17 protein-coding genes are annotated in these 22,712 nt (G+C 62.6%); 8 read left to right on the plus strand and 9 right to left on the minus strand.

Going from position 1 to position 22,712, the window contains the following annotated elements; all coding sequences use genetic code 11:
• Positions 1–87 precede the first annotated feature (87 nt).
• From hisD to CRI93_RS01135, 6 genes are all read left to right on the plus strand, one after another.
• Positions 88–1,386, plus strand: coding sequence for a histidinol dehydrogenase (gene hisD, locus CRI93_RS01110; RefSeq protein WP_176521601.1), 1,299 nt, complete (start codon positions 88–90; stop codon positions 1,384–1,386).
• Positions 1,387–1,416: 30 nt separating this feature from the next.
• Positions 1,417–2,520: a histidinol-phosphate transaminase gene (gene hisC, locus CRI93_RS01115; protein ID WP_098060757.1), complete on the plus strand. Its 1,104-nt coding sequence runs from the start codon at positions 1,417–1,419 to the stop codon at positions 2,518–2,520.
• Between the two features lie 67 nt (positions 2,521–2,587).
• Positions 2,588–3,190: a bifunctional nuclease family protein gene (locus CRI93_RS01120; RefSeq protein WP_098060758.1), complete on the plus strand. Its 603-nt coding sequence runs from the start codon at positions 2,588–2,590 to the stop codon at positions 3,188–3,190.
• Between the two features lie 288 nt (positions 3,191–3,478).
• A complete protein-coding gene (gene bshC / locus CRI93_RS01125) occupies positions 3,479–5,125 on the plus strand; it encodes a bacillithiol biosynthesis cysteine-adding enzyme BshC (RefSeq protein WP_098060759.1) in 1,647 nt (548 codons plus the stop codon).
• A gap of 29 nt (positions 5,126–5,154) precedes the next feature.
• Positions 5,155–5,841, plus strand: a complete 687-nt coding sequence (locus CRI93_RS01130; protein ID WP_098060760.1) for an HD domain-containing protein — start codon at positions 5,155–5,157, stop codon at positions 5,839–5,841.
• Between the two features lie 282 nt (positions 5,842–6,123).
• The gene (locus tag CRI93_RS01135; RefSeq protein WP_098060761.1) at positions 6,124–7,908 is read left to right on the plus strand and encodes an ABC transporter ATP-binding protein; all 1,785 of its coding nucleotides are present in this window, start codon (positions 6,124–6,126) and stop codon (positions 7,906–7,908) included.
• A gap of 250 nt (positions 7,909–8,158) precedes the next feature.
• Here the strand turns inward: CRI93_RS01135 and CRI93_RS01140 are convergent, their stop codons facing one another.
• The 6 genes from CRI93_RS01140 to rlmB form a co-directional block, all read right to left on the minus strand.
• Positions 8,159–9,553 (minus strand): alpha-amylase family glycosyl hydrolase, encoded by a 1,395-nt coding sequence (locus CRI93_RS01140; RefSeq protein ID WP_098060762.1) that lies wholly within the window; start codon positions 9,551–9,553, stop codon positions 8,159–8,161.
• 107 nt (positions 9,554–9,660) lie between these two features.
• The gene (locus tag CRI93_RS01145; protein WP_176521602.1) at positions 9,661–11,583 is read right to left on the minus strand and encodes an Hsp70 family protein; all 1,923 of its coding nucleotides are present in this window, start codon (positions 11,581–11,583) and stop codon (positions 9,661–9,663) included.
• Between the two features lie 449 nt (positions 11,584–12,032).
• Complete coding sequence (locus CRI93_RS01150; RefSeq protein WP_098060764.1) at positions 12,033–12,317, minus strand: hypothetical protein; 285 nt, start codon at positions 12,315–12,317, stop codon at positions 12,033–12,035.
• A gap of 81 nt (positions 12,318–12,398) precedes the next feature.
• Positions 12,399–13,274 (minus strand): hypothetical protein, encoded by an 876-nt coding sequence (locus CRI93_RS01155; protein ID WP_141491509.1) that lies wholly within the window; start codon positions 13,272–13,274, stop codon positions 12,399–12,401.
• A 100-nt stretch (positions 13,275–13,374) separates the two neighbouring features.
• The gene (locus CRI93_RS01160) at positions 13,375–14,637 is read right to left on the minus strand and encodes a hypothetical protein (RefSeq protein WP_141491510.1); all 1,263 of its coding nucleotides are present in this window, start codon (positions 14,635–14,637) and stop codon (positions 13,375–13,377) included.
• 486 nt (positions 14,638–15,123) lie between these two features.
• Positions 15,124–15,906 carry a 23S rRNA (guanosine(2251)-2'-O)-methyltransferase RlmB gene (gene rlmB / locus CRI93_RS01165; RefSeq protein ID WP_098061046.1) on the minus strand — a complete coding sequence of 261 codons (783 nt, stop codon included), beginning with the start codon at positions 15,904–15,906 and terminating at the stop codon, positions 15,124–15,126.
• A gap of 128 nt (positions 15,907–16,034) precedes the next feature.
• On the opposite strand from rlmB, the gene CRI93_RS01170 reads away from it, so the two are divergent.
• Together CRI93_RS01170 and CRI93_RS01175 are read left to right on the plus strand one after the other, a co-directional pair.
• Entirely contained in the window at positions 16,035–17,333 is a 1,299-nt protein-coding gene (locus tag CRI93_RS01170) for an acetyl-CoA C-acyltransferase (protein WP_098060767.1), read from the plus strand.
• A 200-nt stretch (positions 17,334–17,533) separates the two neighbouring features.
• Positions 17,534–19,684 (plus strand): 3-hydroxyacyl-CoA dehydrogenase NAD-binding domain-containing protein, encoded by a 2,151-nt coding sequence (locus CRI93_RS01175; RefSeq protein WP_098061047.1) that lies wholly within the window; start codon positions 17,534–17,536, stop codon positions 19,682–19,684.
• A gap of 160 nt (positions 19,685–19,844) precedes the next feature.
• Here CRI93_RS01175 and CRI93_RS01180 read toward each other — a convergent pair whose 3' ends face one another.
• The 3 genes from CRI93_RS01180 to CRI93_RS01190 form a co-directional block, all read right to left on the minus strand.
• Positions 19,845–20,291, minus strand: coding sequence for a hypothetical protein (locus CRI93_RS01180; protein WP_098060768.1), 447 nt, complete (start codon positions 20,289–20,291; stop codon positions 19,845–19,847).
• A 125-nt stretch (positions 20,292–20,416) separates the two neighbouring features.
• On the minus strand, positions 20,417–21,682 hold the full coding sequence (icd, locus tag CRI93_RS01185) for an NADP-dependent isocitrate dehydrogenase (RefSeq protein WP_176521603.1): 1,266 nt from the start codon (positions 21,680–21,682) through the stop codon (positions 20,417–20,419).
• Positions 21,683–22,128: 446 nt separating this feature from the next.
• Entirely contained in the window at positions 22,129–22,554 is a 426-nt protein-coding gene (locus CRI93_RS01190) for a GIY-YIG nuclease family protein (protein ID WP_217992481.1), read from the minus strand.
• Between the last annotated feature and the right edge of the window lie 158 nt (positions 22,555–22,712).

Raw genomic sequence — 22,712 nt, forward strand, 5'->3', positions numbered from 1 at the left:
TCTCCGAACCGCCCCGCTGAACCTTTCGGCGGGCGCACGGAATAGAGCATGTGTTGCCGTCGCTCCATAGCCCCAATGCCTTCGCCTATGATTCCTGTCATTGACTACGCCGACCGTGCTGACCGCCTGCAAGCGGTGCTCAGCCGCAGCGCCTCGTTCAGCGATGAGGTGGACACCGCCGTGCGCGACATTCTACACGCGGTGCGCACCGAGGGGGATGCGGCGCTCCATCGCTTCACCGAGCAGTTCGACGGTGTAGCGCTGGAGGCGTTGCAGGTCCCCGAATCCGCCCTGCACGCGGCGCTGGACGAGATCGACGACGACCTGCGGCGCATTATGGATGAGGCCGCGGCGAACATTCGTCGGTTCCACGAGCGGCAAGGCCCCAACTCCTGGTTCGAAGACGACGGCGACGGCGTGATGCTCGGCCAGCGCGTGCAGCCGCTGGAGCGCGTCGGGCTCTACGTGCCCGGCGGCACGGCGGCGTATCCGTCCAGCGTGCTCATGAACGCGATTTCGGCACAGGTGGCGGGCGTACCGCATATTGCGATGGTGTCGCCCCCGCAAGACGATGGGCTGCCGCATCCGCACATCATGGCCGCCGCTGCGCTGCTGGGCCTCGACCGCGTGTATGCCCTGGGCGGCGCGCAGGCTGTAGGCGCGCTGGCCTTTGGCACGGACACCGTGCAGTCCGTCGATAAGATTGTAGGACCCGGAAACGCCTACGTGGCCGCTGCCAAGAAGCAGGTGTTTGGGCGTGTCGATATCGACTCAGTGGCAGGGCCCAGCGAAATTGGCGTGCTGGCCGATGATACCGCCGATCCGGCCTTCGTAGCTGCGGATCTGCTCTCCCAGGCCGAGCACGACCCTCGTGCCTCCGCCCTGCTCGTCACGCCCCATCGTCCACTGGCCGAAGCCGTGCGCGACGAAATCGCCGACCGCGTGCCCGACCTGCCGCGCGCCGATATCATCGAGGCTTCGTTGCGCGACTACAGCGCCTGCATCGTCACCGATACGATGGCGCAGGCTGTTGATATGATGAACGAACTTGCGGTCGAGCACCTCGAAATCATTACCGACGAGCCGTGGACGGTGTGCTCCGACATCAAGCACGCCGGCGCTATCTTTCTCGGGCCGTACTCGTCCGAGCCGGTGGGCGACTACTTTGCGGGGCCGAACCACGTGCTGCCTACCGGCGGCACGGCGCGCTACGCTTCGGCGCTGCGCGTATCCGACTTCGTGCGTACGCAGTCCATCATCCAGTACTCGGCGCGCCGCCTTGCGAAAACCGGTCCCGACATCGTACAGTTTGCCGAAGCCGAGTCGCTCCAGGCGCATGCCGACGCCATCCGTGAGCGCCTGAAGCAGCTCAACGCCTCCGCCTAACGCCTTTGCATCCACGTTTCCCCGATTGCTATGGATACTGCTTCCGCATCCCCCGCGACCCTCGACACCGTGATGGAGCGCATTCGCCCCGGCGTGCGCAACGAATCGCCGTACCTGGTGGGCGCGCCGCCCCGTGCCGAGGTCAAGCTCAACCAGAACGAGAGTCCGTACGACCTGCCGCCCGCGCTGAAGGCCGAGCTCATCGAGACGCTCAACGACCTGGCGTTTAACCGCTACCCGGCGGAGCAGCCGTCCGATTTGGCGGAAGCGCTTGCCGTGCACAACGACGTATCGCCCGAGCAAGTGCTGGTGGGCAACGGCTCGAATGAGCTAACGTACCTGTTTGGCCTCGCATTTATTGCGCCGGATACGCCGGTCGTGCTGCCCGCGCCCATGTTCTCCCTCTACGAGAAGGTGGCTCGCCTGCACGATGCCGACCTCACCACCATCCCGCCGCGCGACGACCTGCACTTCGACATCGACGCGCTCGTTGCAGCCGTAACGCGCACCAACGCGGCCATGACGGTGCTCACCACCCCGAACAACCCCACCGGACTCGCACTCCCGCCGTCCGATCTGGAGCGCGTGCTGCAGGCCACGCCCGGCATTGTGGTGATTGATGAAGCCTACGTCGAGTTCAACGAGCACCCGCCGGCTACCGAACTGCTCGATGCGTATCCGAACCTCATCATCCTGCGCACGCTCTCGAAAGCCTTCGGGCTGGCCGGGTTGCGACTGGGCTACCTCATGGCGCACGAATCGGTCGTCACCGAACTTATGAAGGCGCGCTTGCCGTTTATGGTCGACCGCTTTTCGGAGGCCGTGGGGCGCACCGTACTGCAGCATCCCGACCTGCTCAACGAGCGGGTGCAGCAGCTCAAGGCGCACACGCGCCACCTGGTGGATGCGCTATCGGCGCGCTCCGACGTAACCACCGTACCCACGCAGGCGAACTTCGTGCTCTTTGCGCCGCAAACGAAGCACGCCGATGCCGTGCAAGACGCCCTGGCCGAACGCGGCGTGCTCGTGCGTAACATGGGCGGCTACGACGCGTTGCAAGGCTACCTGCGCGTGTGTGCAGGCACCGAAACCGAGAACAAGGCATTTTTGGATGCGTTGGATGCTGTGCTCTAATCAGCCCAACGCCCCCGCATTTGCGCCCCCTGGCGCTCCCTTTTGTACTGATATTCCACGCTGTATAATGAACTTCACTCGGGTACGAATTATTGGCCTGTCCACCAGTCCGTCCAGCGGCGGCGCCTACGCGCTGGTGCTGGGCGAGGAAGACGGCAACCGGCGCCTGCCTATCATCATCGGGGCGTTCGAGGCGCAGGCCATTGCACTGGAGCTCGAAAAGATCCAGCCGCCGCGTCCCATGACGCACGACCTGCTGCGCGATGCCTTCGACTCCATGCAGGCCGACGTAACCGAAGTGGTCATCGACGAACTGCGCGAGGGCACCTTCTTCGCCAAGATTCGCTACAGCCACGACGGGGGCAACGACCAGCTCGATGCCCGTCCCAGCGATGCCGTCGCGCTGGCCGTGCGCGTTGATGCACCGATCTTTGTAGCCCCTGGCGTGCTCGACGAAGCCGGTATCGTGGCCGACGAGGAGGGCGCCGAGGGTATGTCAAGCCTTGCGCCCGAAGAAGGCGGTGCCGAGGAAGAGATCTCCTCCGATGCAACGCCTCTCGAACGCATGGAGAAGCAGCTCGACAAGGCTATCGAAGAAGAAAACTACGAGCGCGCTGCCGAACTGCGCGATCAGATTGAACAGCTCAAAAGCGAACAGAGCCAGAACTAATCGCTCGTCGTGGCCCGCTGCATTCCAAGAAGCTTCGTGGAACGCCCCACGGAGCTTCTTTTTTTGTGCAGCAGTGCACGAGCCCAGCCCCAAAATATCAGTTTAGGGAAAACCTACAGTCTTTCGTCACACAACGTGTGTTCCGACACAGAAACGAGGTGCTGAATCCGCCAATGGGCCGCCGCAGGAGCAGCCGCGTGCCTGCACCTACATGCCTACCGGGCGCACCTGTCGCTGCCCGCACATTGCCCCGCCGCCTGCCTTTCGCATCGACCCCGACCGACCGCCATGCCCAACACGCTCGACACCCCCGCCCGATGTTTGCCCTGGGCCGATCTCGACGCCATCCCTGCCCTTGCTGCCGACTACGCCGATGGCACCGGCACCGCCGCCTCGTACTTCGCCTACGATCGCCACGACATAGGCGACCAGCAGGCCGCTGCAGACGTGGCAGCCACCCGCCCGCAAGACCGCACCGTGTTGGCCGATGTCCTCGCTGAGCAGAACGCGGCCTGGGGCAACGACAGCGGCGGGGTGCAGGCTAACATCGACGCGCTGCGCGACCCGGACACGATCGCGGTCGTTACTGGGCAGCAGGTCGGGCTCTTTGGCGGACCGCTCTACACGCTCTACAAAACCAGCACGGCCCTCGCGTGGGCCAAACACCTGGCCGACACCACAGGGCGCACCGTTGTGCCCGTCTTCTGGATTGAGGGCGAAGACCACGACTTTGAGGAGATCGCCCACACGCACGTGCTGTCCCGCAACGACGTGGTGACGCTTGACTACGCTCCCGACCCGGCTCCTGCCGGACCCGTAGGTCCCCACACACTGGGTGACGCCATCCGTGCACCGCTCAACGCGCTCGACGAAGCGCTGCCACCGTCCGACTTCAAACCGAGCGTCTACGGCGCCATCGCCGATGCCTACACCTCCGAGCGTACCTTGGAGGACGCCTTTGCCCGACTCATTGCCACCTGGTTTGCCGATACCGGGCTCGTGCTGCTGAATCCCGACGACCGCCGCCTCAAACAACTGGTGCGTCCGCTCATTGCGCACGACATGGACCACAGCGCAGCCGCCGTTGAGGCCGTGCACACGGCGGGGCAGGCGCTGCAGGCCGATGGCTACCACATGCAGGTGCAGGCGCGCCCGACCAACTTCTTCTGGATGGAGGACGACGGCCGCTACGCCATCGACGCAAACGACGATGGCACCTTCACCCTGCGCCACGACGGACGCACCTGGAGCCGTGACGAACTGCAGCGCCGCATCGACGAGCAGCCCGAGCGGTTTAGCCCCAACGTGGTCACGCGTCCGCTCGTGCAAGATCATCTGCTGCCCACGGCGGCATACGTGGCGGGGCCGGGCGAGATTTCGTACTTTGCGCAGTATCGAGGCGTGTACGAGTGGATAGACACCACCATGCCGCTCATTGTGCCGCGTGCTAGCATGACACTCGTGGAGAGCAAGGTGCAGAAGGTGCTCGACAAGTACGAGCTGTCCGTGCGCGACGTCGAACACCAGACCGCCGAGCAGCTTTTCCAATCGGTCGTAGTGGATGCGATGGAGGTGGATATCGACCAGACGTTTGGGCAGACCGCTTCCCGTATCCATAAGGCGCTGAACGACTTAAAGCCTACGGCCGAGGCGGTGGATGCTACGCTCGGGCGCTCGGTAGAAGCGACGCGTGCAGCCGTGGTGAACGAGATGAACGACCTGAAGCAACGCGTGGTGCGGGCCGAAAAGCGTCAGCAAGACGAGGTGCGCGCGCAGATTGAGAAGGTCTGCGTCAACCTCATGCCCACGCAGAATCTGCAAGAACGAACCCTGAACCCGACGTACTTCTTCAACAAGTACAGCATGGACCTGCTGGATACGATCCGCGCTCACATCGACGTGGATGACGCCTCGCATCGCCTGATTCAGTTGTAACGTCTCATTGCATCGCATCCGCTACAACTATGTCCGACTCGGCCTCGAACGCCCCGCTGTTTAGTCCGCTTGTAGAGCATGCCATCGAACTGGCATCGGAGTGGCACAACGACTGCTATCGCAAGAGCCGATGGCGCGCTGAGCCCTTTGAGCAGCCCGAGCCGGTGCGGGTGCCGGTCATTGCGCACCTGTCGGCGGTGGCCATGGCGGTGGCCCGGGCGGGGTGGACGCCTCCGGTTGTGGCGGCGGCGTATCTGCACGATATCATCGAAGACCCCAACACGCACGGCGAGCGCATGACATCGGACGAACTGCGTGAGCTGGTGGGAGACGACGTGACGCGCCTGGTTGTGGATGTTACCGAGCCCAAACTCGACGACGCGGGCAACAAGCTGCCGTGGCGCGTGCGCAAGGAGGCGTACGTGGAGCACCTGACCGACGCTCCCGATGAAGCGTTGGCCATCAGCCTGGCGGATAAGCATCACAACGTGTGGACGATGAACCAGACGCTGGAGCAGGGCATCGACATCTTTACCCCGGCACCGGGACGCACGGCGCTGAGTGCGGGTCCCGAGCAGCAGTGCTGGTTCTTGCACGCAGTGCTCACCGAAGCCGCTACCCGTGCAACCGAGCAGCTGGTGCCACTCCGCGAGGGACTGCACGCTGAATACCGCCGCCTGGCGCATCTCACCGATACCGATGCCCCGGCGGTGTAGCAGCTGCACCCTCGCAGGGCAGATACCTGTCGGATGTGAGGCGGTGCTGGGATTGCGGGAGATCCTTCCTCCGACAGGAGTCGGAGCGACGGCTGTCGGCATCCACTCAGGATGACATCTTACGAACAGCTGTCATGGTGAGCGGACGGCGAAGCCAGGAGTCGAACCATCTCCCGATCGATGAGCACACACAATAGCATACACCAAAAACAGAAGCCGCTTCTCAACCCTGCTGAGGGCGTTCGACGCCGCCTCCTCTTTTTGTATCCGAAATAACCCCGTATGTCCGATCCGAACACCGAGCCGCGCCAGTCCACCCTCGCCATCTTGAAGCGGCTGTGGGGCGTGCTGGCTCCGTACAAAACGCGGGTGCTGTCGCTGGTGGCGCTGATTAGCTTTACGGCGGCGCTTGAAGCCGTCGGACCGCAGTTTGTGCGCTACGCCTTTGACACGGTCATTCCGGAGGGCAATGCGGAGCTTTTCCTGTGGTTTGCAGCGGCGTTTGCTGGATTCTACCTGTTCCGCGCCGTCATTGAGTACGCGGGCATGTACTGGAGCTTTGCCCTCACGCAGCATGTGGTGAGCGATGTGCGCATGGATGCGTACAACCACCTCATGACGCTGCCCGTATCGCGCTTCTCGAATGAGCAGTCAGGATCGCTCAGCTCGCGTGTGGTAAGCGACCCGAATGCGCTGGAGGGTATGATTCAGGCCGCGGCGTCGCGCCTGTCGGGCCAGTTGGTCGCGATCCTGGTGGTGGCGGCGATCCTCATTGTCATGAACTGGCAACTGGCGATGGTGAACCTGGTGGTGCTGCCGCTTATGGCGGTCATCACGTACCACTACCAGGAGCCGCTGCGCGAAGCCTCGCGCGACATCCGCGAGACGGTCGCACGCCTCACCGCCACCTCCACCGAGGCGATCTCTAACATCCGCGTCGTAAAAGCCTTTGTGGGCGAAGATCAAGAGCGCCAGCGCTTTGGGCGGCAGAATCAGGCCTATGTCGATCTCAACCTGGACCGCCGCAAAGACGTGGGCAAGATGGAGGGCTTCGTTAACATCACAGCCAACTACGGATTGGGCGCGCTCCTTGTAATTGGCGGCTGGATGGTCGTGGGCGACACGCTCACGCTGGGCGAACTCACGGCGTTCATCATGTATCAGCGCCAGCTGCAGGGTCCGGTGAAATCCGTTATGTTCTTCAACGACAAGCTGCAGTCGGGCATGGCCGCACTGGAGCGCCTCTCGAACCTGATGGATGCGGAGCCGGAGTCGGGGGGATCCAGGACCGATGTGCCCTCAGGAACGATTGCCCTCAACAACGTGCGCTTTACGTATCCGGATGTGAAGGAACCCGCGCTGCGTGGCGTATCGATGCAGATTCCGCATGGGGAGACAGCGGCCCTGGTGGGCTCCTCGGGCGCAGGCAAAAGCACTGTGGCCAACCTGATTGGGCGCTTCTGGGACCCGCAAGACGGCGCCGTGACGCTCGACGGTCACGATCTGCGCACATTCGACCTGAAGGCGCTGCGTCGCAAGATCGCGCTCGTACCGCAAGATCCAACCCTGTTTTCGGGGACGGTGGCCTCCAACATCTGCTACGCCGAGCCCGACGCCACCGACGCCGACGTGCAACGCGCCGCACGCATGGCCAACGCCCACGCGTTCATCCAGGCGCTACCCAACGGCTACGACACTCAGGTGGGCGAACGCGGCGTCCGGCTCTCGGGTGGACAGAAGCAGCGCGTGGCCATTGCCCGCGCCATCTTGAAGGAGGCCCAGGTGCTGCTTTTGGATGAAGCGACCTCGGACCTCGACAGCGAGTCGGAGGCGGTCATTCAGGATGCGCTTGACGGCCTCTTTGCTCGCGGCGACGGCCTCACCTCTGTGGTGATTGCGCACCGCCTGAGCACCATCGAAGCCGCCGACACCATTCTCGTGATGGAAGACGGACAGCTTGTTGAGTCCGGCACGCACGACCGGCTCCTGACCGAGGGCGGGCGCTACGCCGAACTGTGGACGTTGCAGCACCGCCGCAACGAGGCCACTCGGCCCGAGCAAGCATGATGCCCACGCAGGCATCCTGCGTTGGCCTTTGCTCATCATGACAGCGTTTCGTGAACTTGTCATCCTGAGCGCAGTCGAAGCATCCCCTCACGTCTGGCACAACCTCTCACCCCGCAGGCTTCCGCCATCTGTGCAGGAGATGGTTCGACTCCTGGCTCCTTCGTCGCCGTCCGCTCACCATGACAAGTTGTGGAGCTGTCAGCACGGCACATGACCGTCATGTGGTGCGGTCCCGCGCGTTAGTGACCGGTTACTCCGCCGCTCGCAGAATCCGATACTCATACGGAACAAGCGTGAAGCCATTGGGGGTGAGGGTTGCGCCCGAGAACACATCCGTCCACGTGCGTCCCTGATGATCGGTCGGCAGGTCGATGCGGACCTCAGCATCCCGCACATTGATCGCGATGAGCAGCTCCTCCGCATCGGCGACGCGGCGATACAGCAGAGCGTCGTCGGAATTGGGCGTGAGGATGTCGAGCGTGCCACGGCGCAGCGCCTCACTCTCGGTGTATACCTGCATGTACTCGGTGTAGAACGGCATCAGAGTAGAGTCGGCCTCCCAGTCGTAGGGCGTGGCTTCGAAGAACGGAATGGGTTCTTGCACACCGAGCTCTTGCCCGTTGTAGATGAGCGGCACGCCCGGCAGCGTGGTGGCAAAGACAAACGCCGTTTTCGAGCCTTCCAGGCCGCCAAAGAGCGCCGGCGGCGGGGCATCCCAAGCGGTTTCGTCGTGGTTTGTGGAGAAGCGCATGCGCAGCGCGCCGTCGGGGAGGTCGTCCTCAACGGATTCGATAGTTTCCACCAGTTCCGAGAGCGAGCGCCCCTCCTCCCAGGTCTGTACCATCTCGCCGTAGAACGGCCATGCATACGTCAGGTCGAACCCGGCGTCGTGCATAGCGGGACTTTCGTCTTCTGCCAGCATGAACACCGGGTCCTTGACCGCTTCAAGCGAGTCGATGGCGCGCGTCCAGAAGTCCTGGGGCACCAGGCCCGCCACATCGGCGCGGTAGCCATCGATGTCGTACTCACGGACCCAGTATTGCATCATCGCGATCATCTCGTTGCGCAGTTCCGGGTTGTCGTAGTCGAGCTGCACCACGTCGGTCCAGTCGGTCGTGTCGCCGTCCATCACGGGCACCGTGAAGCCGTTGATGGGGCCGTCTTCGTACCATTCGGGGTGTTCGTCGAGCCACGGATGATCCCACGCGGTGTGGTTCGCTACCAGGTCGATGATCACACGCATGTCGCGGGCATGGGCCGAATCGACAAACGCGCGGAAGTCGGCCTCCGAGCCATAATTGGGGTTTACAGCGTAGTAGTCGCGTATGGAGTAGGGCGAGCCGAGCGGCCCAATGTCGGTCTTGGCGCGCTCCTCGCCGATGGGGTGGATCGGCATCAGCCAGATGGTGTTGACGCCCAGTTTTTCGAGATGATCAAAGCGCTCCATCGCGCCCCGAAAGGTACCTTCCTCCGAGAAGTCGGGGATGAACATTTCGTAGATGACCGCATCGTGCACCGAAGCGGAGTCCGCCGTGGATGCGGAGGGCGTGTTGGGCGGCGTCTCCGTATTGCATCCAACAACCAGCAGAAGAGCGAGAAGCAGCACCGCACCAAACGCGCGGAGTGATGCAGAGCGGGTAGGCATAGACGACAGCAGGGGCGTGCGAAAAGCGGAGCGAGTTAGGCGTAGATTTGAATATAAGCTCCAGACGGGACGCTGTCTACCCGCACCCTAAAATTGTCCTGCAGCTGCTATGACAGCCCCAGCACCATATCCATGATACGCCCTTCGAGGCCATACACGCGGTTTTCGTCGTTATCGGCCAGGGCGTGCTTCATTTTGGTGATGAGCCCGCGCAGCTTGTCCTTTTCGTTGGGATGCAGGTGCCCGCTGTTGAGCTCCGACTCGGCCATATCGAGAAGCGACTTGACATCCGAAAAGTAGTCCGAGCTCGTCCATGCGGCTTTGTCGGGCAGGTCGGATGCGGAGGCCGTGCTGCCATTCGGAGCGGCCTCTGACGGAGAGGTAGGATCTGCGGTTTCATCCGTGTCAAGACCGCTCAGCCAGTCGATGTTGTCCCAGTCGGTCTCATCGCTGGATGCTGCGTCGGCAGACGACGAACCGGATTCAGAAGCAGCGTACGTGGCTTCGACCTTCTGGCGCGAGCGAGCCACGGCGGCATCGTCGAGCCCGGCATGGGCCTGAAATGTGTGTTCGATGTCGGTGCCGGGGAACGTCACCGAAATATCGAGCATGCCGTCAGGGTTGTAGACATACGTCACTTCGATGTCGTCGCCGTTGGCTTCCGGCGGAATGTCGATGGTACGGCGGTCAAGACGCGTAAAACCCTCGGCCTCATTCGGTCGCTCGTTGATCTCGGCCTGCAGCGAATCGGACTGTGAGTCTCGCTGATAGACCGCCAGCGTAATAGATTCCTGGCCCTCTACAGCCGTGGTATACTCGCGTGTGTACTCTTTGGAGACCTTGCTGTTGGTCGGAATGATCTCAGAGTACTGCCCGTCCACCAGCTGACCGTAGTCGCGGCGCACGACCACGGTACCCAGCGAGAGCGGGCACACGTCTTGGATGGTGCGGTCGGTGGTACCGTCGAGCATGGCTGTTTGGACCGCAGCGCCGAGGGCAATGGCCTTGTCGGGATCGATCTGCTTATGGGGCACGAGGCCCATCACCTGCTCCACAAACTGCTGCACAAACGGGATGCGACTGCTTCCGCCCACCATGAGCACCCGGTCGATGTCTGCATGCGTCATCTCGGCATCGTAGAGGGCCTTATCGATGGCGGCTTCGGTCTGCTCCACCATGGGGCGAATGAGCTCCTCAAAGGTTTCGCGCCGGACATCCACCTGCAAGTTGATGGGCTCGCCGTCTTTCACCATGAAGTACGGGATGTTGACCGTAGCGTGTGTGCTCACGCTCAGGTCTTTCTTGACCGCCTCGCACGCAAAGAGGAGGCGGTAGTAGTTGCCTGAATCTTTAGCAATAGACACGTCGTGCTCCTCTTCGAACTTCGAGGCCACATGAGCCACGAGCGCCTGGTCGAAGTCCTTGCCGCCGAGGCTGGTGTCGCCCGAAGACGCTTTTACGTCGATGACAGTGCCCTTATACTCTACAATCGACACGTCGAAGGTGCCGCCGCCGAAGTCGTACACGAGCATCGTTTCGTTCCCGAGGTCCTCCTCGTAGCTGTAGGAGAGCGCGGCAGCGGTGGGCTCGTTGATGATGCGCTCCACACGCATACCGGCAATCTCGCCCGCCTGCTTGGTGGCGCGGCGCGCCGGATCGGGGAAGTTGGCAGGTACCGTAATCACGCATCGGTCCACCGTCTCCCCAAGCTGCTGCTCGGCACTCTTCTTGAGATGCGTGAGGATCTGGGCGGAGACCTCGGCGGGGGTGAACCGCTGCTCGCCCACGGTGAATTCCACATCCTCGCGCATGTAGCGCTTCACCTGCTCCACGACGAGTTCGGGATCGGACTGCGCGATGGACTTTACGCCCTCGCCCACGACGGGCTGATTGGTCTTCTGGTCGAACCCGAAGTACGAATCGACGATCTCGTGGCCGCGTGCATCTTTGAGGATGCGGGGGCCTTCCTTCTCATCGAAGATTGCGATCTCGGATGTCGTGGTGCCCAGATCAATGCCAACAATTGCCATACAGACGCACGGAAAGCGATGATGAAAACCAACTGATAACGACCAATAGCCCATGCTGTGGAAAAGAAGAGGCGGGAGCAAGTTTCCAGATGGTTACGCGTACCCCACAGATTCCCGCAGACTTGCTCATAGAAACCCGTTATTGCAAAAATTGTCAACATCTATCGCTCACCATGACACATTCTATTGATAGGGTGTCATCCTGATAGGGGGGCATCCTGAGTGGATGCCGACAGCCGTCGGCAGAAGTCGCAGGATCTCCTGCACGCCTGCCAGCGCCCTTCACCGTGCCGGGCGGGTTCACGTCCGAGGCCGCATGTTGTAGCAATGTAGGGGCAATGGGGCTGCATCGGAGTGAGGGCGTAGGCTGGGGCCTGTGTGTCCCTCCAACCCCCTAAAAGGCGGTACCTTGCGCCAGTCCAGTCTGCATTGGGGCACCAAGGCCAACTCTACGGTTGACGCAGGGGCACGATGCGGTCGGCAGGGCGGGCCTGCGGGATGAGCACGAGGGCGTCGAGCCCCCAGATAAGTTCTTCGATCGGTTCGTCTGGGCGTACGGTTCCTTCGTGCAGCAGCGGACGCAGGGCCTGGAGGTCGAAGAACACAGCGTCTGCTTCATTGGGCGGGTCTTCGGTGAGTGTCCGAAACGGGTCTCCGAGCCGGTCGGGCCAGCATGGGGCGGTCCGGTTGGGGAAGGATCGGCCTTCGGAGCCGGGGCCGCACAGGAAGGCCACGTTAAAGGCGTCTCCGCCCTGCTGTCGAGCGAGTTCGACTGCCTGGTTGCCGACATCCAGCGCGTTGTTTGGGGTGCGGCCTCAGAAGGCATGCCGCCCTCCAATCTTGATCGCAAGCTGGGCAGAATCTGCGGCGGTGGCCTGTTCGACGTGTTGGCGCAGGTTGGCCTGGAGGTACTGGGCCCGTATCTGGTTGGACTGGTAGTTTTCGGTGTCGTTAAGACGATAGATTTCTGTGCTGGTTGAAAGCTCGTTGAGCAGGGCCATCGCCTCGGGCTGATCTGCAAACTGGGTGCGTAGTGTATCGAAGGTGGCAGGCGGATACACTGTAATGGGCACCGGTACCGAAGGAGGAAGGTTTTGCAGTCGGGGGTCGTCGGCCTTCTTTTCTACTCCTGCGGCTCGGATCGTGTCTATCGACCGGCGCGCCTGGGGGGACGGCGCCAGCGTCTCCAGCCGGTCGAATGCGAGCGGACCCGCAAACGCAAAGATCTGGTCGAGGCCCCACAGCGGATGGGCTCGTTCGCTCTGGCTAACGAACTCTGCAATGAGGTCGCGCTCGGCCTGGAGATTGTAGAAGGGAATGGCCTCGGGGTAGGCCTCAACGAGCCGGGTGTATGCGGCCTGTCCCTTCTGGAGGCTGTCGGCAATTCGGGCCGTCGTCCAGGGGCTTGTCTCCAGCGCGAGATAGTCCACCTCGTCTTGCGCCTGGAGATCCGTGAGGAGCGCGCTCATGAGAGCGGGAATGTCTTTCGTTCCGTGCGATTCCCCGAGAACCGTGACTGTGGCCTCGGCAGCCCGTGTACGCAGCATGTGGCCTCCCTTCCCGCGAAGCATTCCGTCGTTGAGGTGGACTGGATACCGATGCGTTTGGAGCGCTTCTTCCAGGCGCAAGGAATCCGTCTCCGCTTCTGGCTGCGCTACGACCTGTTCAGGCAGCAGGAGCAGCACGAGCACAAGAGAGGCGAAGATCGTAGGACGACTGCTTCTTTGCATACTCTCTCTTCGCGTACTTGCTTGGATTGCTCGCAACAGGTCCTGACTCCGCTTGATGAGACTATTCCCCTCGTGGGACGGGATTCAGTGGTTCGGAGTGCTGAACGTCGGGGATGGCCACGTAGGCGTCGTATGCCACGAGCGTGTAGCGCAACTCATCCGGTAAAACATCGGAGTCGAAGTACTCGGCGCGGAGCGCCTGCAGGTCGATAACGGTAACCGTGTCATCACGAAGGTGGTCGGCAAACGGACTGTCTTCCCCTCCGATCCAGGCCGTACAACTGCCGCCACCGCCCTGGCCGGTTTGTGGGATCTCCCCGCCGTTGCAGTCGGCGACCACATGGAAGGTCTCCTCGCTGCGGCTGCGTGCCCACTCGGCCATGAAGCCCCCAAGGGTGATAAATCGATGGTCTGAGTGGTGTTTGGCCACATGGGCGTTTTTGTGAAAGACCTTGGGGGCCTCCTCGTGCTCGGCCTCCCACGCCCGGATGGAGTCGATCAGCCGCTCTTTCATAAGTGACTCTCGGCGGTTGCTGCTCTCGAAGAAGGTGCCTTCGTCTCGGACGTAGGGTGCGTAGATCGTGTTGCTCTCCAGGAGTTCGTCGATACGGGCCAGTGCGGTCTCATCGCCCCGGGGTTCGAAGGCGGCACGAAGCGACTGGAGAGCGGCAGGATCGGCAGCGGCTACGGCTCGTCCGCCCGCTCCACCCCACTCTTCCCGCATCTGCTGCTGCGCGGTTTCGACAGCCTCCTGCTCTTGGTTGGTTTCGGCCTGTTCGGCGAGCGCATCGAGGTGCATGGGCAGGCTGAAAATGAACTCGTAGTCGACCCCCCAGATCGTGGCGCCGGCCTCGGCCATGCGAGCGGCCATCTCCGATTCTTCCCGTCGGTTCAGAAAGGGGATGGCAGGTCCTTCGTAGCGGGTGATCAGGGATTCAAGGGTGGAGTAGCCGCCCTCTTCGAGCGCTTCGTCTGTTGCTTGAGCAGCGAATGGCCCAATTTCCAGGGCGACCGGGCCGTAGCCGTGTTCGGCAAGCCGCTCATAGAGGCTGGCAGCCACTTTGGGGATTTCGGCAGTGCCGTGGCGCTCGCCCATCAGGAAGTGGTCGGCCTCTCGCCCGCGCTCTACGAGCCAGTCGGCGCCTGGTCCGGTAAGGGTGTCGCCATCGAGTGTCGCTGTGTAGGTGTGGGCCGCGACGGTGCTGTCAAATGCCGCTCGCACGGCGGCCGAATCGAGCTCCTGGGCGTGGAGGGGAGATGCCGCGAGGCCTACAAGCAAAAGAGCCAGGAGGGCGAAGCAACGGAGCGCGTATCGGATCAACATCGGCGTTGGGGCAGATGGCGGATGACGGATGCGAAGCGCTTTTTCGGTACGTCAGGCGCACGTACGAGGAGGGTTATCGTTTCGGGGCAGTCGACGAATTGCTGGGGTACAGGCAGCGAAAATGACTATTGCTTGCAAGGGATTCGCGCGGGGCTCGCTCCCGAAAGCGTCTGCCAACTGAGCAGGAGATGGTTCGACTCCCGGCTCCTCCGTCGCCGTCCGCTCACCATGACATCTTTTTTTGAAGGGGGAGGGCCGCCCGCTCAGTACAACACCCCTCATAGCTTGTCATCTTGAGCGAAGCGGCTCCCCCCGGAGACGCGGAGTCGAAAGATCTCCCCCACGCCTGCCAACGCCTCTCACCGCGTCGGGAGGCTTCACGCATGAGGGCAAACGTCACAGACACGCATAGGCACGGGAGCTGCATCTGAATGGGGGCGCAGCTTTTGACTTTCGCATCCCCCTAAAAAAACATGGTGTTGCTTGCTATTCTGATTCAGCCGCTACGCGGGATTTGGTGGCTTCGGTAAGGAGAATGCCGGTGGCTACGGAGACGTTCAGGCTGTCGGCGGAGCCACGCATGGGGATCCGGGCAAACGTGTCGCAGGCGGTGGCCACTGAGTGCGAAAGGCCGCTGCCTTCGCTGCCCATGACGAGGGCGGTGGGGCGGTCCCAGTCCGTTTCCCACATCGAGGTGGCATCGGCCTGCTGCGCGCCCACAACCCAGTAGCTGCGCTCTTTGAGCGAGATGAGCGTCTCGGCCAGGTCGCTGCATCGGGCAATGGGGATGCGCAGTGCGGTGCCGGCACTGGCCTTGATGGCAGGGGTGGTAAGCGGGGCCATGCCGCTGTTGGGCACAATGACGCCATCAACGCCAGCCGCTACGGCACAACGCAGCATGGCGCCAAAGTTGCGTGTGTCGGTGACGTGGTCGATGACGAGCAGCAGCGGCTTCTGGGCCTGTACATCGTCCCACGTGGGGGCCACCTGCTCCATGAGCGCGTTCACGGTGAGATACGACACGGGCGCCCCCCACGCCACCATCCCCTGATGTGCGGCGCCGTCGGCCTCGTGGTCGAGACGCTTTTGGGGCACGTACTGCACGGGCACCGAGGCGGCCTCGGCGAGGGAGCGTACCGCATCGGCATCGGGCCCGGAAAGCGCGTGGCGCATCATCACCTTGTCGATGGCAGCGGGAGTACGCTCCAGCGCCTCAAGAACGGGCTGGCGGCCAATGATGCGGGAGCGGGTTGCGTCGGGGGAAGCCATGTGGAGCGGCATGTTGAGCGAAAAGTATGTTGGATACGCACGTACCCGCCGATTTACAGGTTGATTCTAAGACTTAACGGCGTTAAGTTAGTCCTCGACTATTCTTCGCCCCAAACCGTTCTGTTCGTATGGCTGCCTCGCCTGATGCACGCACTCCTGTTTTCATTGACGGTGGACGCCTCCCGTTTCAGCGTTCGGGTACCGGATACGTCGACCTGATGGCGTACGACATGGGCCGCATGGCGCTGAAAGGGCTGCTGATGCGCACCGGGCTCGATGCCTCCACCATTGACCGGGTCATTATGGGCACGGTGGTGCAAGACGTAGAGACGAGCAACGTGGCGCGCGAGTCGGCGCTGGCGGCGGGCATTCCGAACACAGTGCCCGCGCACACCGTCACGCAAGCCTGCATCTCCAGCAACCAGGCGGTCACGTCGGGCATGGATTTGATTCGTGCAGGACAGGGCGATGTGGTCGTTGCCAGCGGCACGGAAACGCTTTCGGACCCGCCGATTCGAGTGCGGCGTCCGCTGCGCAAGAAGCTGTTTGAGGCGCGCAAGTACAAGTCGCCGCAAGAGTTTCTCTCGCTTCTGAAAGACCTGAGCCCATCTGATTTGCTGCCTGAGTCGCCCTCGATTGCGGAGTTTTCGACCGGAGAGGTAATGGGTGAGAGCGCGGATAAGCTTGCGGCGATGTTCGGCGTTTCGCGCGAGGAGCAGGATGAGTACGCGCTGCTTACGCATCACCGGGCCGCTGCGGCGCAGGAAGACGGACGCATCGACAAAGAACTCTTTCCGGCCAGTGTGCCGCCCGACTTCGACCCGATCACGAAAGACAACGTGGTCCGCCCCGATACCACGCTGGAGAAACTCTCCGGCCTCGGTCCGGCCTTTGTGAAGCCGTTTGGCACGGTAACCGCAGGCAACAGCTCGGCGCTGACCGACGGCGCCTCGGCCTCGCTCATTATGAGCTACGAGCACGCCCAGTCCGAAGGCTTCACGCCGCGGGCGGCGCTGCGTGAGTACACCTATGTGGCACAGGATCCGGGTGCCGAGCTTCTGTTGGGCCCGGCGTACGCCATCCCGCAGGTGCTCGATGCCGCAGGCATGACGCTCGCCGACATCGATGTGATTGAACTGCACGAAGCCTTTGCCGGACAGGTGCTTGCGGTGCTGGAAGCGCTGGCCTCGGATCGCTTTGCCGAGGAGCATTTGAACCGTGCCGACCCGGTGGGCCGCGTGGACATGGACATCTTAAACACGCGGGGCGGCTCGGTGTCGCTTGGGCATCCGTTCGGCGCGACCGGCGTGCGCCTGGTGACGACTGCGGTGAACCGCCTCTACGAAGAAGACGGTCAGTGGGCGCTCGTCAGTGCCTGCGCCGCGGGCGGACAGGGCCACGCCTTGCTTATTGAGCGCCTGGGGTAGCGCCTGTGTGCACGTCTCCGGCGCTTCCGGCTGTCTCTATTTCGAAGAGAACGGGGCAGTGCCTCTAAACGGCACCGTCACGAGGCGGAGCCTCGCGACGAGGTAGCGTATGATGTACGCCATAGCTGGGGCCGCGTGCGCCTCCGGCAGAACAGCTCCGCTCCCATATCCTCCTTTTTTAATCCATGCCTGAACTTGCCATGCCTGTAACGCTCAATACCGACCTGCTCCGTACCGACCTTGACGACGGCGTGCTCACCGTCTGGATTGACACGCCCGATGCACGGGTGAACACCATCGATGAAACGATGATTGCGGCGTTTGAGGCGGTGATCGACGCGGCAGAGACGACGTCCGAGGTAGAGGCGCTCGTCTTTATCAGTGGGAAAGACGACACGTTCATCGCCGGGGCCGACCTCGACATGTTGAAGGCGTTTGAGCAGCCGGCCGATGTGCGGGCGCTTTCGCGGCGGGCCCATGCGCTGCTCGACCGCCTGCAAGCGCTCGATGCGCCCTCGGTGGCAGCCGTCCATGGCGCGGCGATGGGCGGCGGCCTCGAAATGACGCTCGGCTGCACCTACCGCATCGCCACCACGAGTTCGAAGACGCAGATGGCGTTTCCCGAAGTCAAGCTCGGGCTGCTTCCGGGCGGCGGCGGCACGCAGTACCTGCCGCGTCTGGTGGGCCTGCAGCAGAGCCTGCCGCTGCTGCTGACGGGCAAGACCACGTATCCGAAGAAAGCCAAACGCATCGGGCTGGTGGATGCCCTCACCCACGCGCCCGGACTGCACCAGGCGGCTCAGAAGGCAGCCCGCCAGCTGGCCGACGGCACGCTCACGCCTGATCGTCCGTCGGACTGGACCGACCGCCTGCTCGAAAGCAATCCGCTCACGCGGCGCGGCGTCTACTGGAAAGCGGGTCAAGACACGAAGAAAGAGACCCGCGGCAACTACCCGGCGCCCCCGCGCATCATTGAATGCGTGAAAACGGGCCTCGAACACGGACTGGAAGCCGGGCTGGATGCCGAGGCCACTGCCTTTGGCGAGTTGGTCTTTACCCCCGAATCCAAAGCGCTCGTCAGTCTCTTCTTTGCGAAGCGCCAGGCCGACACCAACGACCACGCCGACGATGCGCGTCCGGTGCAGCGTATGGCCGTGCTCGGGGCTGGACTCATGGGCGCGGGCATCGCCGACGTGAGCGCGCGCGACGGACTCGACGTGTTTGTGAAAGACATTGACCTGAAGCACGCCAGCGCGGCGCGCAAGCACATCTACAAGACCGCATCGAAGCGCACAAAGAAAGGCATCATCTCGTCGTTCGAGCGAGACACGCTCATGGAGCGCATCCAGCCGGTCGGGTCGTATGATGCGCTGGCGACGGCTGATCTCATCATTGAGGCGGTGCCCGAAAGCATCAACCTAAAGCAGAGCGTACTGGCGGATGTGGAGGCGGTCGTCTCCGACGAGTGTGTAATCGCAAGCAATACGTCGTCGATTCCGATTGCCGATATTGCCGCCAATGCCGAACGTCCAGAGCGCGTGTTGGGGATGCACTACTTCTCGCCCGTCGAGAAAATGCCACTGCTGGAGATCATCGCCACCGAATCCACCAGCAAAGAAGCCGTGGCCACCGCCTACGAGGTGGGGCTGCGGCAGGGCAAGTCGGTGATTGTGGTGAACGACGGGCCGGGCTTCTACACCACGCGCATTCTGGCGCTCTACATGAACGAGGCGCTGCTCCTGCTCGACGAAGGCGCCGATGCGCTGCAGGTCGAAACTGCGATGAAAGACTTCGGCTTCCCGATGGGTCCGTACGAGCTCTTCGACCTGGTGGGCATCGACGTAGCCGCGAAAATTACGGAGGTGATGGGCCGCTACCTCGAGGGCGACCGCTACCGCATCAGCGAGGCGGCGTCGCCGGTGGCCGAGGCGGGGCTGCACGGCCAGAAGACGAAGCGCGGCTTCTACACGTACGAAGGCAGCGGCTCCGACCCGAAGCGGGGCGACTTCAACCCGGGCATCTACCGCTTCTTTGGCGGATCCGACCGCGCAGACATCGACCCGAAAGCCGTGCAGCAGCGTCTGGCGCTCACCATGGTGAACGAGGCGCTCCGCTGCCTGGACGAAGACATCCTGCGCGACCCGGTGGATGGCGACATCGGCGCGGTCTTTGGGCTGGGCTTTCCGCCGTTCCGGGGCGGGCCGTTCCGTTATGTGGATGCGGAAGGGGCCGGGCGCATCCAGCAGCTGTTGCATCGCCACATGCAGGAGCACGGTGACCGCTTCACCCCCGCCGAGTCGCTGGTGCGCCACGCCCAAAACGGCACCACGTACCACGGCGATAGCGCCTAAGAGCCTGTTTGGGTTTTGGTTTGACGGCGAGAGCGAGCGCCGCTGGAGCGAAACGAGGACCACGATCGAGGTTCGTAGCCGGGGCTACGGGCCGAAATCGGGGGCTCGTTGCAGCCCAGCGGAGCCGCTCGTAGCCCAAAATAAGAAATCAAAACAGGCTCTAATTCAGCGGCGCGCGGGCCTCGCGCAGGGCATCGGGCGGATTCGGCTGGGCGCTGATGGCATAGGCGCGGATGGTGTCCTCACTCTCCACAAAAAGCGCCAGAACGGATTCGTTGGGGTCGTACGACTGAAGCTGCGTATCCACCCATTCCATAGGGAGTTGCCCGGAGCGCTGCTTCATCCAGATGCCGTCGGCCTGCGCGTAGCCGAGCGTGTGCGCCTCCATCTTTACGGCATCGTCGACCGAGGGGCGCTCCTGCACCACCACCAGCCCAATACCGAGCTTCTGAAAGCCCATATACGACGCGGCAGCCAGGTCGACCCAGTGGTCGGCCATGAAGTCGTGGTGGTCGGACTCGACCGGCGCTTCGGGGATGTGCGCCGGGGCGCGGACGGTGAAGATCTGTGCGTCGTCGTCGATAAATGTGGTTGTGCGGGAAGCCATACGCATCCAAAAGCCGCTGAGAAAAGACACCAAACAAAAACGGGATGGACCAACCGGAGGCGGTCCATCCCGACACGATCACGGTAACGCGTACCGTTGGGGGTTGTGTTCGCATGTAGAGGCACTTAGCCCATGTTTTCCACAATGGCCTCGCCAAACTCGCTGCACTTCAGGAGGGTCGCGTTCTCCATGTTGCGCTCAAAGTCGTACGTCACGCGCTTCTGCTTGATGGTTGTTTCGAGGCCCTCAATGATGAGATCTGCGGCTTTGTCCCAGCCCATGTAGCGGAACATCATCTCGCCCGAGAGGATGACCGAGCTCGGGTTCACCTTGTCCATGCCCGCGTACTTGGGCGCGGTGCCGTGGGTCGCCTCGAAGAGCGCCAGGCCGGTGTTGTAGTTGATGTTCGCGCCGGGCGCAATGCCGATGCCGCCGACCTGCGCCGCCAGTGCGTCCGAGATGTAGTCGCCATTCAAGTTCATCGTAGCGATGAGGTCGTACTCATTCGGACGCGTCAGAATCTGCTGGAGCATCGCGTCGGCAATGACATCCTTCACAATGATCTCGCGGCCGTCGTCCGTCGTAATGACCTGCCACGGACCGCCGTCGAGGTCTTCAGCGTCGTAGTCCTCTTTCGCCACCTCGTAGCCCCAGTCGCGGAAGGCGCCCTCAGTGAACTTCATGATGTTGCCCTTGTGCACGAGCGTCACGCTGTCGTGCCCGCGCTCAATGGCGTAGTCGATGGCCGAGCGGACGAGGCGCTTCGTGCCTTCTTCCGAGATCGGCTTTACGCCAATGGCGGTGGAGTCGGGGAAGCGGATCGTGTCCGCGCCCATCTCATCGATCAGGAACCGCTTGATCTTCTCGTTTTCGGGCGAGCCTTCGCGGTACTCGATGCCGGCGTAGATGTCTTCCGAGTTCTCACGGAAGATCGTCATGTCCACCAGTTCCGGCTCGCTCACGGGCGAGGGCACGCCTTCGAAGTGGCGCACCGGACGCACACACGCAAACAGGTCGAGCTGCTGACGCAGCGCTACGTTCAGCGAGCGAATGCCACCGCCTACGGGCGTCGTCAGCGGCCCTTTGATGGCCACGAGGTACTCCTCAATCGCCGTCAGGGTGTCTTGGGGCAGCCACTCGTTGTACTCATCTTGTGCTTTGCCGCCTGCAAAGACCTCCATCCACACGATTTCGCGGTCGCCATCGTAGGCGTGGTGCACGGCGCTATCGAACACGTTCTGCGCAGCGGCCCAGATGTCAGGCCCGATGCCGTCGCCTTCAATAAACGGAATAATGGGGCGATCCGGCACATGCAGCGCATCGTCGTCCTTGCGGATGCGCGCACCGTCGGTGGGCGGCGTAATCTGGTCGAACGAGGGCGTCGTAGACATAGGCTTTCGGGTACAATCAGTCGGAATGGGCGAATCGGTGCGGGCCATACACAGGCCCCCACCACGCATCGCGTCGTCGTTCGGGGCGATGCAACAGTACAGTTAGATACGAAGGATACGGAATCTGACCGACTGCTATGGTTAGGATTCCGAAAATCTCGCCCGTAGAACCGTTCGTTGGGAGGATGCGACGGGCGGGGCGTTGTCACAGGGCAGGATGCTGCCAGACATGCAGAAAGGGATGCAGCTACGCGCGCTCAGGATGACACGCTATAAGGGATGTCATGGTGAGCAAGCGAAGCGCGTCGAACCATCTCTTGCTCAGTTAGCAGGCGCCTGGCGGGTGAGAGGTTCTGCCGGACATGCAGGAGATCCTTCGACTCCGCGTCTCCTTGGGGGAGCCGTTGCGCTCAGGATGACATGCACGTGAAGGTCTTGCATCCTTGCTACCCATACGGGCCCTGGATCGTCTGCAGCGTGGGGTTCTGGCGGCGAATGAGGCCCAGCTTCTTCGCGCGGGTCCATCGCTTGAGCTGTTTCTCGCGACGCAGCGCTTCATCGACGTCCGCATACGGCTCAGCGTAGATCAGGTCGGTCACGTTGTAGCGCCTTGTGAATGCGCTGCCGGTGCCGTCTTGGTGGGCGTGCACACGGTGGGCCAGATTGCCGGTTACGCCGATGTAGAGGACCGTCCGGTGCCGGTTGCTCATGATGTAGACGTGGTACGTGCGGGCCATCGCGCGGGGCAGACGTTGCTGACGGAAGGCGCGGGACGGCATGACCCGATGTGCCTGCCATCGTAACGTGTCGGGGTTACAGCCCCACACCGTGGTGTCATGGTGAGCGAGCGGCGAAGCCGGGAGTCGAACCATCTCCGGCTCATATGGCGGGCGCCTTCCGGGTGAGAGGTGCTGAGCGTGGGGGAGATCTTTCGACTCGGCTGCGCCTCGCTCAAGATGACAAGCTACGGATGGGTGTCATGGTGAGCGCCCTGACCGGAGGGAAGAAGTGCTTTTAGAGTGTAAGCGAA

Source organism: Longimonas halophila, assembly GCF_002554705.1.
GTDB classification, from domain to species: Bacteria; Bacteroidota; Rhodothermia; order Rhodothermales; family Salinibacteraceae; genus Longimonas; species Longimonas halophila.

Excerpts from the sequence above, each read along its gene's own strand:
- bshC (WP_098060759.1), top strand. The coding sequence starts at position 3,479 with ATGCCCAACACGCTCGACACCCCCGCCCGATGTTTGCCCTGGGCCGAT.
- CRI93_RS01145 (WP_176521602.1), bottom strand. The coding sequence starts at position 11,583 with ATGGCAATTGTTGGCATTGATCTGGGCACCACGACATCCGAGATCGCA.
- CRI93_RS01120 (WP_098060758.1), top strand. The coding sequence starts at position 2,588 with ATGAACTTCACTCGGGTACGAATTATTGGCCTGTCCACCAGTCCGTCC.
- rlmB (WP_098061046.1), bottom strand. The coding sequence starts at position 15,906 with ATGGCTTCCCCCGACGCAACCCGCTCCCGCATCATTGGCCGCCAGCCC.
- CRI93_RS01160 (WP_141491510.1), bottom strand. The coding sequence starts at position 14,637 with ATGTTGATCCGATACGCGCTCCGTTGCTTCGCCCTCCTGGCTCTTTTG.
- CRI93_RS01170 (WP_098060767.1), top strand. The coding sequence starts at position 16,035 with ATGGCTGCCTCGCCTGATGCACGCACTCCTGTTTTCATTGACGGTGGA.
- CRI93_RS01180 (WP_098060768.1), bottom strand. The coding sequence starts at position 20,291 with ATGGCTTCCCGCACAACCACATTTATCGACGACGACGCACAGATCTTC.
- CRI93_RS01140 (WP_098060762.1), bottom strand. The coding sequence starts at position 9,553 with ATGCCTACCCGCTCTGCATCACTCCGCGCGTTTGGTGCGGTGCTGCTT.
- icd (WP_176521603.1), bottom strand. The coding sequence starts at position 21,682 with ATGTCTACGACGCCCTCGTTCGACCAGATTACGCCGCCCACCGACGGT.
- hisD (WP_176521601.1), top strand. The coding sequence starts at position 88 with ATGATTCCTGTCATTGACTACGCCGACCGTGCTGACCGCCTGCAAGCG.
- CRI93_RS01175 (WP_098061047.1), top strand. The coding sequence starts at position 17,534 with ATGCCTGTAACGCTCAATACCGACCTGCTCCGTACCGACCTTGACGAC.
- hisC (WP_098060757.1), top strand. The coding sequence starts at position 1,417 with ATGGATACTGCTTCCGCATCCCCCGCGACCCTCGACACCGTGATGGAG.
- CRI93_RS01130 (WP_098060760.1), top strand. The coding sequence starts at position 5,155 with ATGTCCGACTCGGCCTCGAACGCCCCGCTGTTTAGTCCGCTTGTAGAG.
- CRI93_RS01135 (WP_098060761.1), top strand. The coding sequence starts at position 6,124 with ATGTCCGATCCGAACACCGAGCCGCGCCAGTCCACCCTCGCCATCTTG.
- CRI93_RS01190 (WP_217992481.1), bottom strand. The coding sequence starts at position 22,554 with ATGGTTCGACTCCCGGCTTCGCCGCTCGCTCACCATGACACCACGGTG.